The organism is Streptomyces sichuanensis, from assembly GCF_020328095.1.
Classification (GTDB): domain Bacteria; phylum Actinomycetota; class Actinomycetes; order Streptomycetales; family Streptomycetaceae; genus Streptomyces; species Streptomyces cinnamoneus.
The window spans coordinates 97,352-112,489 of sequence record NZ_JAIXMK010000032.1; the positions used below are offsets into that span (position 1 = coordinate 97,352).

The window sequence follows — 15,138 nt, forward strand, 5'->3', positions numbered from 1 at the left end:
CTGCTCCCAAGAGAATGGCGCCCCCCGGGCGGGGGGTGCCCGGGCGGGCGGCGGCTGCCGTCCATCTGCCGGAGCGTCTGCCGGTGCGCGCTCCGGCGCGTACGCCGATGCGTGTGCCCGCGCTTGCCGGGTAGCGCGGCGCCGCCGCCGCAGTAGTGGCAGCAGGAGCAAGGCCAGGGGGCCACGGTGTGCGGAACACCGTGGCCCCCTGGCCTGTCCCCGGCGCCCTGGCGGAAGGGCCGGTTCTCAGCTCCCCGGCCGTACGACCGCCGCCTCGGCCCGCACGGTGCCGCTCTTGCGGAAGCGCAGGACGAGGGGGAGGCGTTCGCCCACGCGTACGGCGGGCGGCCGGTAGACCATGATGTCCAGGCCGTGCGGCGACATCTCCAGCGTGCCCCGCGCGGGCACGGGCACCGAGGCGACCATGCGCATGGTGCCCGCGCCGTTCTTCACCACCGTGCGGCTGAGCATCGCGCCGCCCGCCGAGGGCACGTCGACGCCGACGAGCTCGTCGTCCTCGTCACCGGTGTTGCGCAGCCGGACCATCGCCGCCGTGCTCTCGATGCCGAACGGCACGAGGACGCGCGCGTCCTCGACCGTGACGCCGGCCGGGCGGCCGGCCGCGCCGGAGGCCGTCCAGGCGGTGAGGCCGCCGAGGGCCACCGCACAGGCCGTGACCGGGACCAGGGCCGCGCGTGCGGTGCGGATCAGAGGTGCGGTTGTGGATGCGGATGCCTTCATCGGAGGCCACCTCGGCTTCGGCTACGGCTACGGGAAGGCCGGGTGCGGGCTGCCCCGGCGGGTCGCGGCTGCCAGCCGCGCAGGCGCAGGCTGTTGCCCACCACCAGCAGCGAGCTGGCGGACATCGCGGCCGCGGCGACCATCGGGTTGAGCAGTCCGACCGCGGCGAGCGGGACGGTGACCAGGTTGTAGCCGAAGGCCCAGACCAGGTTGGAGCGCACCGTCACGGAGGTACGCCGGGCCAGCCGTACCGCGTCGGCCAGCGCGCTCATGTCCTCGCGGACGAGCGTCACGTCCGCCGCGCCGATGGCCGCGTCGGTGCCGCTGCCCATCGCGATGCCGAGGTCGGCTCCGGCGAGGGCGGCGGTGTCGTTGACCCCGTCGCCGATGACCGCGACGCGGTGGCCGCGTTCGCGCAGCGTGCGCACCAGCTCCGCCTTGTCCTCGGGCGTGGCCCGGGCGTGCACCTCGGTGATGCCGAGCTCGGCGGCGACGGCCTTCGCCGCGGCCTCGCTGTCGCCGGTGGCCAGCACCGGGCGCAGGCCGAGGCGCCGGAGGTGGTCGACGGCGCGGTAGCTGCCGGCGCGGACGGTGTCGCCGAGGGCGATGACGGCTTGGGGCGTGCCGTCCACGTGGACGACGACGGGGGTGTGGCCGTTGTCCTCCGCCCTGCGGAGGGCTTCGGCAAGGGGGCGGGGGAGGGGGGCGGGATTTTTCCCCACCCCGCCCCTTCCCGAAACCGGGGCTCCGCCCCGGACCCCGACAGAAGGCGGGCCTGCGGCCCCGTCGGGCACCGCCTGCCCGCTTCGCGGGCCGTGAGCCCCCGGGCCTGCGGCCCCGGCCCCCGCCCCGTCGGGTGCCGAGCCTGCGGCTCCCGGTCCGTCGGGTGTCGTGTGCCTGCTTTCCGGGCCGTGGGGTCCCGGGCCTGCGGCCCCGGCCCGCGCCCCGCCGGGCGCCGAGTACCCGTTCCCGCCCCCCGGGCGCGTTACCTCCACCAGGTGGGTTTCCACCGTCGCCCGTACGCCCACGCCCGGCGTTGCCATGAAGTCCGTTGCCGGCGGCAGAGGCGTGGAAGCCGGTTCCAGGGCCAGAAAGCGGGCCTGGGCGTGGGCGTGGATCGCGCGGCCCACCGGGTGTTCCGAGCCGGCTTCTGCGGCTGCTGCCAGGCGCAGGGTCGTCTCGTCGCCGGTGACCTCCGTGACCGTCATCGAACCCGTCGTCAGGGTGCCCGTCTTGTCCAGCACGACCGTGTCCACGCGGCGCAGGCCCTCCAGTGCCTGCGGGCCGCTGACCAGGATGCCGAGGCCCGCGCCGCGGCCCGTGGCGGCCAGGAGGGCCGTGGGGGTGGCCAGGCCCAGGGCGCACGGGCACGCGACGACCAGCACGGCCACCGCCGCCGTGACGGCGGCCTGTGCGGAGGCGCCCGCGCCCAGCCAGAAGCCGAGGACGGTGACCGCCACCGTCAGGACCGCGGGGACGAACACCCCGGCGACCGCGTCCGCCACCCGCTGCACGCGGGCCTTGCCCGCCTGGGCGTCCTCGACCAGCCGGGCGATCCGGGCCAGTTGGGTGTCCGCCCCGACCGCCTCGGCCCGCACCTCCAGCAGACCGCCGGAGTTGACCGCCCCGCCGACCACGGCGGTGCCCGGGCCGGCCTCCACCGGTGCGCTCTCGCCCGTCACCAGCGACAGGTCCAGCGCCGAGCTGCCCGCGACGACCACGCCGTCGGTGGCCACCCGTTCACCGGGCCGGACGACGAAGTGGTCACCGACCCGCAACTCGCCGATCGGCACCTTGCGTTCCGCCCCGTCCGCCGCGCGGACGACCACGTCCTTCGCCGCGAGCGAGGCGAGCGCCCGCAGCGCGGAGCCCGTGCCGCGGCGCGCCCGCGCCTCCAGCATCCGGCCGGCCAGCACGAACAGCGGTACGCCGACCACCGCCTCCAGGTACACGTCCGCCCGGTCGCCCGTCACCGACGGCACCAGCGTGAACGGCATCGTCATGCCAGGCTCCCCGGCGCCGCCGAAGAACAGCGCGTACGCCGACCACAGGTAGGAGGCCAGCACCCCCAGCGAGACCAGGGTGTCCATGGTCGCGGCCGAGTGCCGCAGGCCGCGCAGGGCGCGCTGGTGGAACGGCCACGACCCCCACACCGCGACCGGTGTGGCCAGGGTGAAGCACAGCCACTGCCAGTTGCGGAACTGCAGGGCCGGCACCATCGACAGGACCAGCACCGGCACGGCCAAAGCAGCGGTGATCAGCAGCCGTCCGGCGGCGGGCTCCTCCGCCCCGGCCGGATCGTCCCGGTCCTGCGTGGGCTGCGGTTCCGGCAGGGCGGCCGTGAAGCCCGCGGCCACCACGACCGCCATCAGCTCGTCGGCCGTCACCGTGGCGGGGTGGCTGACGTGGGCCCGGCCGGTCGCCAGATTGACCGTCGCGCTCACCCCGTCCAGCCGGCCGAGCTTCTTCTCGATGCGTGCCACGCACGCACCGCACGTCATCCCCCCGACGATCAGTTCGGTGACGGTGACGGCACCGGAGCCCGCCGGCGGGATGTCCGCGGCGGGCGTGCCCGCGCTCGTGGTCGTACTCATCAGTGGCCCATCCCGGGCATGCCGCCCGTGTTTCCGCCCGTTCCCCCGCCGCCGGAGCCCGGCGGTGTGCCACCGTCGCTGCGGTGCATACCGGGTGCGACGGGACCGGCCGCCGAGCCGGCCAGGTAGGAGACGCCGAAGACGGCGGCCAGCAGGAGGACGAAGCCGGCCAGGGTCGTGTAGGGGGTGAGCGGGGGACGTGCTCGACGTGCGGTCATCGCCGCATCGTGGCACGGCAGGCGCCGGCGCCCGGCTGCTTCGCCCACTTTCCGGCGCGTGAGGATTATCCCTTTCGCGCCCGGGAACCAGGGGCGTCGTCCAGCCGACTACCCAGAGATTGCGGCGCCCCGGACAGCGCCGGAACAACGCCCCGGACAGCGCCCACCGCAGCGTCCGTCGAAGGGCTGTGCGAAACCCCGTCGGCACCCCGGGAACCCACCGGGCCCTCCGTACGACTTCTCAGGGGTCCAGCACCACCGACGACGTCACACGACTTCACGAGGGAGACCCCCACCGTGCCGCTGCCCGACCCCGTACCCCTCTACGGCTCCGCGTACAAGCGCGACCCGTATCCGCTGTACGCGCGGATGCGCGAGGCCGGGCCCATCCACCGGGTCCTCTTCCCCAGCGGGGTCACCGCCTGGCTGGTCACCGGCCACGCCGCCGCACAGCAGACCTTGGCCGACCCCCGGCTCGGCAAGAACCACGCGCGCGGCAACGACCGCTGGCGCGAACGCGCCTCGATCATGCCGGAGCCGCAGCACTCCCAGCTCCAGGTCCACCTCCTCCACCAGGACCCGCCGAAGCACACCGCCATGCGCCGGTTCGTCACCGACGCCTTCGCCCCGCGCCGCGTCGAGGCGCTGCGGCCGCGCTTCCAGGAGATGGCCGACGCCCTCGTCGACGCCCTGCCCGAAGACGCGCGGACCGCCGACCTCGTGCAGTGCTTCGCCGCCCGCTTCCCCTTCCAGGTCCTCGCCGAGGTCATCGGGCTGCCCCCGCACCTGGCCGCCCGCTTCCGGCGCGAGTGGGGCAAGGTCGTGGCCCCCGTCGGCCCCACCGACCCCGGCCGCCCCGCCTACGAGGCGCTGCTGCGCGAACTCCAGGCGTACATCGCCGAGGTCGTCGCCGACCGGCGCGAGCACGGCGGCGACGGGCTCCTCGGCCGGCTGGTGGCCGCCCGCGACGAGGGCGAGCTCACCCCGGAGGAACTGGACTCCATGATCTTCCAGCTGCTGGTGGCCGGCCAGGAGCCCGTCACCAACCAGATCACCACCGCCCTGGTCTCCCTCGTGCGGCAGCCCGAGGCCCTCGCCCGGCTGCGCGAGGAGCCGGAGCTGATGCCGCGGGCCGTCGAGGAACTGATGCGCCTCGACAGCGCCTTCGAGCTCACCACCTGGCGCTTCCTCGCCGAGGACGCCGACCTGCACGGCACCCGCGTGCCCGCCGGCGACTCCGTGATCGTCTCGCTGTGCGCCGCCAACCGGGACCCCGAGCGCTTCCCCGACCCCGACACCCTCGACCTCGACCGGTCCCAGGGCCCGCACCTGGCCTTCGGGCACGGCATCCACTTCTGCCCGGGCGCCGCCCTCGCCCGCATCGAGCTCCAGGTCGCCCTCACCACGCTCGTCACCCGGCTGCCCGGCCTGCGCCTGGCCGTCCCCGACGAGGAGCTCCGCTGGATCCCCGCCGTCCTCGGCAGGGGCACCGCCGAACTCCCCGTCACCTTCGACCGGCCCGTATGCCCCTACTCCCGTGGGACGACCGCATGATGCCCCTCGCCGACACCCTCACCCGGCCCCGGCCCGCCGACGCCCCCGCGGACGACCGTACCCCCGTCGAGGACCGCATCCTCGGCCTCCTCCTGCCCTACCACCGCACCACCGGGCCCGCCACCACCACCGGCCCCGGCTCCCACCCCGAGCAACTGCGGCAGATACGGCAGTTCACGGACGCGGGCGAGCCGGTGCTGTTCACCCTCCCCGGCTTCCCCTGCAAATCGCCCAACCCCGCCAAGGTCCTCGGCCACCTCCCCGACGAGGGCGAGCGCCTCTCCCTCGCCTTCCTCGACCGGCTCTGCGCCCGCATCGGAGAGATATACGAGCCCGGGGCCCGGATGCTGATCTGCTCCGACGGCCACATCTTCGGAGACCTCATCGACGTGCCCGACGCGCACATCGACGCCTACGGGGACGCGCTGCGCACCCTCATCCGCAGCGAGGGGCTGCACCACCTCGACACGTTCGACATGCGCCACGTCCACGGCGACGCCGACTACGACACCAAGCGCGCCCTGGTGACCGACGCCTACGCCCCCTCCCTCGCCGCGCTGCGCGCCCAGGTCCGCAGCGACGAGGAGACCGCCCGGCTCTACCGCGGCATCACCCGCTTCCTGGCCGAGGACACCGCGGAGTTCACCGGCACCCGCTCCGCCCTGCAGCGCGCGTGCCGGGAACGGGCGTACGGGGTCATCGCCCGCAGCCGCGCGTGGGGCGACCTCATCGCGCACTGCCACCCGCGGTCGGTACGGCTGTCCATCCACCCGCAGCCGTCCGGCGCCGCCAAGTTCGGGATCAGGCTGCTGGAGGCGGCCGACGCCTGGGCCACGCCCTGGCACACGGCCGTGCTCCGGCAACCGGGCGGCCAGGCCCGGCTGATGCGCCGCGCGGACGCCGAAAAGCTGGGGCGCCTCGTCCTGCGCGGCGGGCGCCCCAGCCACTACGAAGCGGTCGGCCACGCAGCGGTCAGCTGACCGTCGCCGGCACCACGACGGGGGCCGGCGCCCGGTGATCGAAGGCGATCAGCGGGTCGCCGGTCAGCGGATGCTCGACCACGGCGGCCCGCACCCCGAACACCTCGGCCAGCAGCTCCGGGGTGAGCACCTCGCGCGGCGCCCCCGACGCCACCACCGCCCCCTCGTGCAGGACGTGCAGCCGGTCGCAGACCGAGGCCGCCGCGTTCAGGTCGTGCAGCGCCAGCAGCGTCGTACGGCGGTGCCGGCGCAACAGGGCCAGCAGCTCCACCTGGTGCCGCACGTCCAGGTGGTTGGTCGGCTCGTCCAGCACCAGCACCTTCGGGTCCTGGGCCAGCGCCCGGGCCAGCAGCACGCGCTGGCGCTCGCCGCCGGAGAGGGCGGAGAACCGCCGGCGCGCCGCGCCCGCCATGCCCACGTGGGCCAGCGCCTCCGTCACGGCGTCCCGGTCGGCCGCGTCCTCGCCCGCGAAGGCCCGCTTGTAGGGCGTACGGCCCATGGCCACGACCTCGCGGACGCTCAGCTCGAAGTCCGTGCCCCGCTCCTGCGGCAGCGCCGCGATCTGCCGTGCGGACGCGACCGGTGTCAGCTGCCGGATGTCCGTGCCGCCGACGAGCACCCGCCCGGCGTGCGGCGCCAGATGCCGGTAGACCGTCCGCAGCACCGTCGACTTCCCACTGCCGTTGGGGCCCACCAGCGCGGCGATCTCGCCGTCCTCGGCGAACAGATCGACCCCGGAGACCACCGTCCGCCCGGACAGCCTCACTTCGAGGTCCTCGATGGCGATCCTCACAGCCGCTCCATGCGTCGGTCCAGCAGATACAGCAGTGCCGGAGCACCGATCAGCGCGGTGACCACACCCACCGGCAACTCCTGGTCGGGCAGCGCGGTGCGGGCCACCAGGTCGACGACGACCAGCAGCAGGGCGCCGAACAGCCCGGCCACCGGCAGCAGCCGGCGGTGATCGCCGCCCACCACCATCCGGCACGCGTGCGGCACCATCAGCCCCACGAAGCCGATCGCCCCCGACACCGACACCAGCACGCCGGTCAGCAGGCTCGTCACCACGAACAGCTCGCGGCGCAGCCGGGTGACGTCCACGCCCAGGCTGGCGGCGGTCTCGTCGCCCATCAGCATCGCGTTGAGCCCCCGGGCCCGGGCCAGCAGCGCCGCCGAGGCCAGCACCACCGCCGCCGTGGGCAGCGCGAGCGTGGACCACTGGGCGCCGCCCAGCGAACCCATCAGCCAGAACAGCGCGCCGTGCGTCTGTTGTTCGTCCCCCGCCTGCAGCACCAGGTAGTGGGTGAAGCCGGACAGGAACTGCCCGATGCCCACGCCCGCGAGCACCAGCCGCAACGGCCGGAAGCCGCCCCCGCGCCGGGCGAAGGTCCACACCAGCGCGAAGGAGGCCAGCGCCCCTGCGAACGCGGCCGAGGACAGCCCCAGCCCCAGCGCACCGCCCGCGCTCGCCCCCAGCACGATCGCCGAGACCGCACCCAGCGACGCCCCGCTGGAGATGCCCAGCAGGTAGGGGTCGGCGAGCGGGTTGCGGACCAGGGCCTGGACGGCCGTGCCGACCAGGCCCAGGCCCGCCCCCACCACCGCGGCCAGCAGGGCGCGCGGCACCCTCAGCTGCCACACGATCAGGTCCCGGGTGCCCGGCACGGGCTCCTGCCCGCCGATGCCCCGGACCACCGCCGACCACACCTCGCCCAGCGGCACCGAGGTGGACCCCAGGCACACCGACGCGGTCAGCGCGACCAGCAGGCCGGCGCCGAGCACGGCGCAGGCCCAGCCGGCCCGCACCGTGCGGGCGCCCGGCTCCCGCTCCTCCTCGGCCGCACCGGCCTCGGTGAGCGTCGCCATCTACTTGACCCGGTCCGGGTGCAGCGTGTGCGCGATCTCGCGCACGGTGTCGGCGCTGCGCACTCCGCCGATGGTGGTGCGCTCGGAGCCGATGCGCAGGAAACGGCCCTCCTTGACGGCGTCGAGCCCGGCCGTGGCGGGGAAGGACTTGAGGAACGCGGCGGCCTCGTCGAACGCCTTGTCGTTGGCCTCCTGGCTGCCGCGGTTACGGACGGCGAGCTGGATCCACTGCGGGTTCTTGGCGACGACGTCCTCCCAGCCGACGGGCTTGAAGTCGCCCTCGCAGTCGGCGAAGACGTTCCGGGCGCCCGCCTGCGTGATCACGGCGTTGGCGACCTGGCGGTTGCACACGGCCATCGGCTGCTTGGTGCCGGCGTCGAAGTCGAAGAGGAAGTACGTCGGCCGCTTGTCCTCGGGCACGTCCTTGAGCGCCTCGCGGACCTCACCGGTCTTCTTGCGCATGCCCTCGACGAGCTCGGTCGCCCGCCGGGACGTCCCCGTCACCTTGCCCAGCTCCTCGATGTCGGCCTCGACGCCCGACAGGTCGGTACGGGCGGACTTGCTCATCGCGGCGCAGGCCGTGGACTTCAGGAAGACGTGCCGGATGCCGGCGGCCTTGAACTCCTCGGCCGTCGGGGCGTCGCCCATCTTGCCCATGTTCTTCATCGAGGAGAAGGAGTCGATGTACACCTGCGCGCCCGAGCCGAGCAGCTTCTCCTTCGGGATCACGGTCTTGCCCAGCACCGGCACCTTGGCGCCCGCCTCCGCGTACTCCCCGGGCAGGGCGCCCTTGCCGGGCGGGAAGCCCGTCCCGACGACCTTGTCGCCGGCGCCCAGCCACATCAGCAGCTCCAGACCGGCCGCGTTGCTGGTGACGATGCGCTGCGGCGCCGCGTCGAACGTCGTCTTCGCGCCCGTGCAGTCGCTGACGCTCACCGGGAACCCGGCCTTCGCGCCGGCGGCCGCGCCCGCGTCGTCGGCCTTCTTCGCCTCACCGCCACCGCCGCCGCAAGCCGTCGCCGACAGGGCCACAGCGGCCAGCACACCGCACCACGCACGAGGGCGCATCAGAAACTCTCCAGAAGTCGACATACCCGGGCCCGACCGTACGGGTCCGGGACCAGATAGTCGGACCGCACGTCCACCTGGTTCCCGCGTGTCGCGAAGAAGAGTGAAAAGCTCCGCCGTCGGCACGCATACGCTGCCCCGAGGTCCACCAGTGGTGAAGACCGCCGGGCCACCCGGACGACCGGGGCCGCCGGGGGCTGCCGGAGCCGTGAGGACCGCGCTGCGAAGGAGACGCCATGACCGACCAGCTCGCCGAGATGCCCACCGACTGGCGGCGCGCCCTCGCCATCGTCGCCCACCCCGACGACCTCGAATACGGCGCTTCCGCCGCGGTCGCCACCTGGACCGACGAGGGCCGCACCTGCGCCTACCTGCTGGCCACCTTCGGCGAGGCCGGCATCGACACCCTCACCCCCACCGAGGCCGCACCCCTGCGCGAGGCCGAGCAGCGGGCGAGCGCCGCGGCCGTCGGAGTGGAGAGCGTGGAGTTCCTCGGCCACGACGACGGCACCGTCGAGTACGGCATCGCGCTGCGCCGCGGGTTCGCCGCCGCCATCCGCCGCCACCGTCCCGACCTCGTCCTGACGCTCAACCACCACGACACCTGGTCCTGGGGCGGCACCGTCTTCTGGAACACCCCCGACCACCGCAACGTCGGCCGGGCCGCCCTCGACGCGGTCGCCGACGCCGGCAACCGCTGGATCTTCCCGGACCTCGCCGAGGACGGCCTGCTGCCCTGGGACGGCGTGCGGTACGTGGCCGTCGCCGGCTCCCCGCACGCCACCCACGCCGTGGCCGCGGCCGCCGGCCTCGAACGGGCCGTCGCCTCCCTGCTCTGCCACCGCACCTACATCGAGGCGCTCACCGACGAGGACCCGCAGACCTACTGCCACAACCTCCTGGAGGGCAGCATGGCGGCCGTCGCCCGGCGGTTCGGCGGCCGGCCGGGCGTGGCCTTCGAGCTGTTCACCCGCTGACCGCGGGCACGCGCTCCATCACCAGCACCGCGACGTCGTCCTGCAGCCGGCCCCCGGTGTGCGCGTCGAGGTCCGCGCGCAGCCGCCGCAGCAGCTCGGACGTGGGCAGGGCGGCCCAGGCGCGCAGCCGCTCGGCCAGCGGATAGAACGCACCGCCCGGGGCACGCGCCTCCGTCACCCCGTCCGTGCAGGCCAGCACCCGGCAGCCCGGGTCCAGCGCGACCCGCCGGGCCGAGCGCTGCTGGGGCACCAGGTCCCCCAGCCCCAGCGGCAGGCCCGCCTCCTGCTCCAGTTCGTGCACGCCGCCGTCCGGGCCGAGCAGGAACGGCGCCACGTGCCCGCAGTCGAGGAAGACCACCGACACCGCGGTGGGCGACGCCGCCGGCGCGGCCGGGTCCTCCTCCGTCCCGAAGACGAGCGCGGTCACGAACTCCTCGGACGCCTGTGCGCCCCCCGAGCTCGCCTGGTACTCCACCGACCGGTGGTAGCGGTACAGCCCCTGCTCCATGGCCACCACCCCGCCCTCCAGGTCCCGCCGGTGGTAGGCGGCCTCCCGGAACGCCGTCAGCACCGCCGCCCCCGCGCCCAGCGTGCCGGGGCCCTTGCCCCGCACGTCGCCGATGAGCACCCGCGTCCCGTAGGGGGTGTCGACGACCTCGTAGATGTCACCGCCGATCAGCGACTCCCGCTGCGAGGACACGTAGAAGCCGTTCACGAGCACGCCGCGGGTGCGCAGCGGCAGGGGCCGCAGCAGTGCCCGCTGGGCGGCCTCGCTCGTGACGCGCACCCGTTCCAGCAGGGAGACCTCGTCGCGCCGCAGCCGGGCCAGGGCGATGCTCGCGCCGGTCATCAGCGCGTTGCCCACGACGGATCCGATGCGGTTGACGACCGGCATGTGCTGGGGCAGCACCCCGTGGTGCGCCGCCATCAGGCAGAAGTCCAGGGCCCCGACGAACACCGTCTGGGGGTAGGTGCACAGGGCGGCGGCGCTGATGGGGGCGAGCGCGGCGTACATGTCCAGGCGCAGGTTGGCGGGGGTCACCAGGTCGACGGCCACGACGACCACGAGGTAGGCCAGGACCAGCGCGAACGGCAGTGTGCCGGCCTTCGGCCGCGACAGGGGCAGGGTGCGCGACACCGTGGCAGGACCTCCGCGCCGGGAAAGGGGGATGGGGACACGTAGACATTTCCAGACTTTCCCGGGGAATGCCCTGCAGCTGGTCTCGTGTCGGCCACATCTGTTCGGTTGCTTCCCGGCGCACCGGCTCCCGGCTTTCCGCTGCGGCCCCGGAGGCCGGCGTGTCAGAGCTTGCGGTACGTCCGCGCGTCGTCCGCGGCCGCCAGGACGGCCGCCATGTCGCCGCCCGCCGAGGCCGTCACCACGGCCGCCACCGCGCCCTCGACGAAGGGGGCGTCCGCGATGCGCACGGTCGCGAACTCCTTCTCGGCGAGCAGGGCCTTGACGGTGAGGACCGCGCTGCCCATGTCGCACAGCACGACCACGCCCGCCCCCTCGTCGGCCGTCGCCACCGCCCCGCGGACCAGCTCGGCACTGGTGCCGATCGAGCCGTCCGGCAGCCCGCCGGCCGGGGCGACCGGCGCCGGGTCGCCCGTGCCGACCAGGGCTCCGGCGAGCGCGGCCGCCGACTCCGCCACCGCGCGGCTGTGCGAGACGAGCACGACCCCCACCCGTCCCGCCGGCGCCTCGGCCCGCACCTCGGGTTCTTCCCGGACCCGCTCCGGCGGTGCGGCGGCGCACAGGGCGGGGTCGGTCGCCTCGTACAACGCCGTGATCAGCAGCGCGGAGGAGGTGGCGCCCGGGTCCTGGTGGCCGATGCTGCGCTCGCCCAGGTAGCTGGCGCGGCCGCGCCGCGCCTGCAGCGGGACCGTGGCCGCGGCCCCCGCGCGGGCGGCCCGGGCGGCGGCGTCGAGGGCCGCGGTCACGTCCCCGTCCGCCAGGGCCTCGGCGTAGGCGTCGGCGGCCGGTTGGAGCGCGTCGACCATCGTCTTGTCGCCGGGCGCGGAGTCCCCGAGCCGTCGTACGCTCGCCACCGCCGCGGCCAGGGCGCGGCCGAGGGCCTCCGGCTCCACCACCGGCTCCTCGCCGAGCACCTTGCCCATGCGGCGCAGCACCGTCCCGTACAGGGGCCCGGCCGCGCCGCCGACGGTGTTGGTCAGGTGGACGCCGACGGCGGTGAGCAGCGCCCCCGGGGTGGCGGGGGGCTCGGCGGCGACGGCCTCGGCGACGGTGGTGAAGCCCCGCTTGAGGTTGGCGCCGTGGTCGGCGTCGCCGATGGCTGCGTCGAGCTCGGTGAGGTGCGCGGCCTCCTCGGCCACGACGCGCGTCGTACGGTCCAGGAAGCGGCGGAAGAAGTCCAGGTCGAGCGTGACAGGCATGGGCGGCGGCTCCTCATCGGGCTCGGGTCGGCCCAGCGTAACCATGAGGCCGCGGCGGTTCGTCGCGCCGGCGTGACCGCGGACCGCGGACCGCTGACCGGGACAGGGGCGGCGGCTCCGGCTCCCGCCCCGGTCCCGGTGGTTGAGGGCCGGTCAGCCGATCGCCTTGATGAGCTCGCCGTCGGCGGTGTCGCCGCTGAGCTCCCAGAAGAACGTGCCGCCCAGCCCCTTGCGGTTCTTGTAGGCCGACTTGCCGGCGATCGTGGCCGGGGTGTCGTAGCTCCACCAGTCGTTGCCGCACTTGGCGTAGGCCGTGCCGCCGACCGTCCCGTTGGCCGGGCAGGTGGACTTGAGCACCCTGTAGTCCTCGAAGCCGGCCTCGTAGGTGCCCTTCGCCGGCCCGGTGGCCGTGCCGCCGGGGGCGGACTGCGTCACGCCCGTCCAGCCGCGGCCGTAGAAGCCGAGACCCAGCAGGAGCTTGGACGACGGGATGCCCAGCGACTGGAGCTTGGTGAGGGTGGCGTCCGTGTTGAACCCGGCCTTGGGGATGCCGGTGTAGGACGTCAGGGGCGAGTGCGGGGCGGTGGGGCCCTTGGCCTCCCAGGCGCCGAAGTAGTCGTACGTCATGGGGTTGTACCAGTCGACGTACCGGGCCGCTCCCGCGTAGTCCACCGCGTCGATCTTGCCGCCGGCCGAGGCGTCGGCGGTGATGGCGGCCGTGACGAGGTTCTTCGTGCCGAACTTCGCCCGCAGCGCCGCCATGACGTCGCGGAAGGCGGTGCGGCCGCTGGTGTCACAGGTCAGGCCGCAGGCGTTGGGGTACTCCCAGTCGATGTCGATGCCGTCGAAGACGTCGGCCCAGCGGGGGTCCTTGACCAGGCCGTAACAGGACTCGGCGAACGCGGCGGGGTTCTTCGCGGCCTCGCCGAAGCCGCCCGACCAGGTCCAGCCGCCGAAGGACCAGACCACCTTGAGGTTCGGGTGCAGCTTCTTGAGCTTGCGCAGCTGGTTGAAGTTGCCGCGCAGGGCGCCGTTGTCCCAGGTGTCGGCCTTGCCGTCGACGCTGCCCGCCGCGTCGTACGCCTTGTCGTAGTCGGCGTAGGCGTCGCCGATCGTGCACTTGCCGCCGCTGACGTTGCCGAAGGCGTAGTTGATGTGCGTGAGCTTGGCGGCGGAGCCGGACGTCTCGATGTTCTTGACGTGGTAATTGCGCTGGTAGACGCCCCAGTTGGTGAAGTAGCCGACGACGCGGCGGCCCGCGGCGGTGTCGTCGGGGGTGTCGGCCGTGGCGGGGGCGGCGGCCAGTGCGGTGGCCAGCAGCGTGGCGGCGGCCGCTGCGGAGGCGAGCAGGGCGCGGGGGCGGTGTCCGTGCGGTCCGGGCATGGTTCTCCTCGGTGGGGTGGGGAGAGCAGGGGTGACCGGCGTCCGGCTGTTGACAGGGACGCGCTGAACAGTGGGGAAACCGTAGAAGGACTAGACCAATACGGTCAATGGTTCGGACCGAACCACCGGAAGAACTCCCTCAAGATCAACGAACCCGTGACGCCGGGCCCCCGATCGGGCATACTCCAAGCGCCACCGCCGCAGGTCACGCCGTTCCGCGACCCGGCGCGCGACCATCGGCGGGGCATCCACGGCGGCGCCGCCGACACCCTTGCGCGCCCGCCGCCGCCGCGCCCGACAGGGAGGAGAGCCGCCGTCATGACCGATCACGGCCCGCAGCCGGTGGAGCGTCAGCTGCCCACCGAAGAGGCCCGCGACCTGATCTCGCTCGTCCGCGAGCTGATCCAGCGGGAGATCGCGCCGCACGCGGCCGAGGAGGAGGACGCCGGGCACTTCCCGCGCCGGGTCTTCGGACTGCTCTCCGAATCGGGCCTGCTGGGCCTCCCCTACGCCGAGGAGTACGGCGGCGGTGACCAGCCCTACGAGGTCTACCTGCAGGTGCTGGAGGAGCTCGCCGCGGCCCGGCTCACCGTGGGCCTCGGCGTCAGCGTGCACACCCTCGCCTGCCACGCCCTCGCCGGCTACGGCACCAAGGAGCAGCGGCAGGAGCACCTGCCCGCCATGCTCGGCGGCGGCCTCCTGGGCGCCTACTGCCTCTCCGAGCCGTCCGCCGGCTCCGATGCCGCCTCCCTGCGCACCCGTGCCGTGCGCAGCGGCGACACCTGGACCATCGACGGCACCAAGGCGTGGATCACCCACGGCGGGATCGCCGACTTCTACACCGTGCTGGCGCGCACGGGCGGCGAAGGCCCGCACGGCATCACGGCGTTCCTGGTGCCCGGCGACGCTCCCGGACTCAGCGCCGCGCCCCCCGAGCGCAAGATGGGCATGAAGGGCTCGCCCACCGCGCAGCTGCACTTCGACGGGGTCGTCGTCTCCGACGCCCGGCGCCTCGGCGCCGAGGGCCAGGGCTTCTCCATCGCCCTCGCCGCCCTCGACTCCGGCCGCCTCGGCATCGCCGCCTGCGCCGTCGGCGTCGCCCAGGCCGCCCTCGACCAGGCCCTGGCGTTCGTCGCCGAGCGGCGGCAGTTCGGCCGGCCGCTGGCCGACTTCCAGGGACTGCGGTTCATGCTCGCGGACATGGCCACCCAGATCGAGGCGGGCCGGGCGCTCTACCTCGCCGCCGCCCGGCTCCGCGACGAGGGCAAGCCCTTCGCGCGCCAGGCGGCCATGGCCAAGCTCTTCTGCACCGACGCCGCGATGCGCGTGACCACCGACGCCGTCCAGCTGATGGGCGGGT

The 15,138-nt window shown here is 74.4% G+C and carries 13 protein-coding genes and 1 pseudogene; 4 read left to right on the forward strand and 10 right to left on the reverse strand.

Annotated elements, in window-relative coordinates; genetic code table 11:
- Positions 1–246 precede the first annotated feature (246 nt).
- The 3 genes from LE181_RS13490 to LE181_RS13500 all read right to left on the reverse strand — a co-directional run bounded on the left by LE181_RS13490 (position 247) and on the right by LE181_RS13500 (position 3,553).
- Positions 247–741 carry a copper chaperone PCu(A)C gene (locus LE181_RS13490; RefSeq protein WP_225661493.1) on the reverse strand — a complete coding sequence of 165 codons (495 nt, stop codon included), beginning with the start codon at positions 739–741 and terminating at the stop codon, positions 247–249.
- Positions 738–3,242, reverse strand: coding sequence for a heavy metal translocating P-type ATPase (locus LE181_RS13495; protein ID WP_225661508.1), 2,505 nt, complete (start codon positions 3,240–3,242; stop codon positions 738–740). Before LE181_RS13495 ends, LE181_RS13490 begins: the two co-directional genes overlap by 4 nt.
- 92 nt (positions 3,243–3,334) lie before the next feature.
- Positions 3,335–3,553, reverse strand: coding sequence for a hypothetical protein (locus tag LE181_RS13500; RefSeq protein ID WP_225661494.1), 219 nt, complete (start codon positions 3,551–3,553; stop codon positions 3,335–3,337).
- Between the two features lie 297 nt (positions 3,554–3,850).
- Between LE181_RS13500 and LE181_RS13505 the strand changes: the two genes are divergently transcribed.
- The gene (locus LE181_RS13505; RefSeq protein WP_225661495.1) at positions 3,851–5,107 is read left to right on the forward strand and encodes a cytochrome P450 family protein; all 1,257 of its coding nucleotides are present in this window, start codon (positions 3,851–3,853) and stop codon (positions 5,105–5,107) included.
- Complete coding sequence (locus LE181_RS13510; RefSeq protein ID WP_372458341.1) at positions 5,107–6,087, forward strand: L-tyrosine/L-tryptophan isonitrile synthase family protein; 981 nt, start codon at positions 5,107–5,109, stop codon at positions 6,085–6,087. Before LE181_RS13505 ends, LE181_RS13510 begins: the two co-directional genes overlap by 1 nt.
- Here the strand turns inward: LE181_RS13510 and LE181_RS13515 are convergent.
- From LE181_RS13515 to LE181_RS13525, 3 genes are read right to left on the reverse strand one after another with little or no spacing between them, the layout of a single operon-like run.
- Positions 6,080–6,880 (reverse strand): ABC transporter ATP-binding protein, encoded by an 801-nt coding sequence (locus LE181_RS13515; RefSeq protein WP_225661497.1) that lies wholly within the window; start codon positions 6,878–6,880, stop codon positions 6,080–6,082. The two genes, LE181_RS13510 and LE181_RS13515, sit on opposite strands and share 8 nt — an antisense overlap.
- Positions 6,877–7,953, reverse strand: a complete 1,077-nt coding sequence (locus LE181_RS13520) for a FecCD family ABC transporter permease (RefSeq protein ID WP_225661498.1) — start codon at positions 7,951–7,953, stop codon at positions 6,877–6,879. Before LE181_RS13520 ends, LE181_RS13515 begins: the two co-directional genes overlap by 4 nt.
- Positions 7,954–9,021: an ABC transporter substrate-binding protein gene (locus LE181_RS13525; protein WP_225661499.1), complete on the reverse strand. Its 1,068-nt coding sequence runs from the start codon at positions 9,019–9,021 to the stop codon at positions 7,954–7,956.
- A 236-nt stretch (positions 9,022–9,257) separates the two neighbouring features.
- Between LE181_RS13525 and LE181_RS13530 the strand changes: the two genes are divergently transcribed.
- The gene (locus tag LE181_RS13530; RefSeq protein ID WP_225661500.1) at positions 9,258–9,998 is read left to right on the forward strand and encodes a PIG-L deacetylase family protein; all 741 of its coding nucleotides are present in this window, start codon (positions 9,258–9,260) and stop codon (positions 9,996–9,998) included.
- Here LE181_RS13530 and LE181_RS13535 read toward each other — a convergent pair.
- The 4 genes and pseudogenes from LE181_RS13535 to LE181_RS13550 form a co-directional block, all read right to left on the reverse strand.
- Positions 9,988–11,136, reverse strand: coding sequence for a PP2C family protein-serine/threonine phosphatase (locus LE181_RS13535; protein WP_225661501.1), 1,149 nt, complete (start codon positions 11,134–11,136; stop codon positions 9,988–9,990). The genes LE181_RS13530 and LE181_RS13535 overlap by 11 nt on opposite strands.
- Before the next feature lie 164 nt (positions 11,137–11,300).
- A complete protein-coding gene (dhaM, locus tag LE181_RS13540; protein ID WP_225661509.1) occupies positions 11,301–11,714 on the reverse strand; it encodes a dihydroxyacetone kinase phosphoryl donor subunit DhaM in 414 nt (137 codons plus the stop codon).
- Positions 11,715–11,771: 57 nt separating this feature from the next.
- Positions 11,772–12,395, reverse strand: a pseudogene (dhaL, locus tag LE181_RS13545) (dihydroxyacetone kinase subunit DhaL); the annotation flags it as partial.
- A 153-nt stretch (positions 12,396–12,548) separates the two neighbouring features.
- On the reverse strand, positions 12,549–13,778 hold the full coding sequence (locus LE181_RS13550; protein ID WP_225661502.1) for a glycoside hydrolase family 18 protein: 1,230 nt from the start codon (positions 13,776–13,778) through the stop codon (positions 12,549–12,551).
- A 318-nt stretch (positions 13,779–14,096) separates the two neighbouring features.
- On the opposite strand from LE181_RS13550, the gene LE181_RS13555 reads away from it, so the two are divergent.
- Positions 14,097–15,138: acyl-CoA dehydrogenase family protein (locus tag LE181_RS13555; protein ID WP_225661503.1), on the forward strand; the 1,042-nt coding region annotated here is incomplete at its 3' end.

What these genes read in the sequence shown, in the direction of transcription:
- LE181_RS13490 (WP_225661493.1), bottom strand. Translation starts at nt 741, where the DNA reads ATGAAGGCATCCGCATCCACAACCGCACCTCTGATCCGCACCGCACGC.
- LE181_RS13495 (WP_225661508.1), bottom strand. Translation starts at nt 3,242, where the DNA reads ATGACGTGCGGTGCGTGCGTGGCACGCATCGAGAAGAAGCTCGGCCGG.
- LE181_RS13500 (WP_225661494.1), bottom strand. Translation starts at nt 3,553, where the DNA reads ATGACCGCACGTCGAGCACGTCCCCCGCTCACCCCCTACACGACCCTG.
- LE181_RS13510 (WP_372458341.1), top strand. Translation starts at nt 5,107, where the DNA reads ATGCCCCTCGCCGACACCCTCACCCGGCCCCGGCCCGCCGACGCCCCC.
- LE181_RS13520 (WP_225661498.1), bottom strand. Translation starts at nt 7,953, where the DNA reads ATGGCGACGCTCACCGAGGCCGGTGCGGCCGAGGAGGAGCGGGAGCCG.
- LE181_RS13525 (WP_225661499.1), bottom strand. Translation starts at nt 9,021, where the DNA reads ATGCGCCCTCGTGCGTGGTGCGGTGTGCTGGCCGCTGTGGCCCTGTCG.
- LE181_RS13530 (WP_225661500.1), top strand. Translation starts at nt 9,258, where the DNA reads ATGACCGACCAGCTCGCCGAGATGCCCACCGACTGGCGGCGCGCCCTC.
- LE181_RS13550 (WP_225661502.1), bottom strand. Translation starts at nt 13,778, where the DNA reads ATGCCCGGACCGCACGGACACCGCCCCCGCGCCCTGCTCGCCTCCGCA.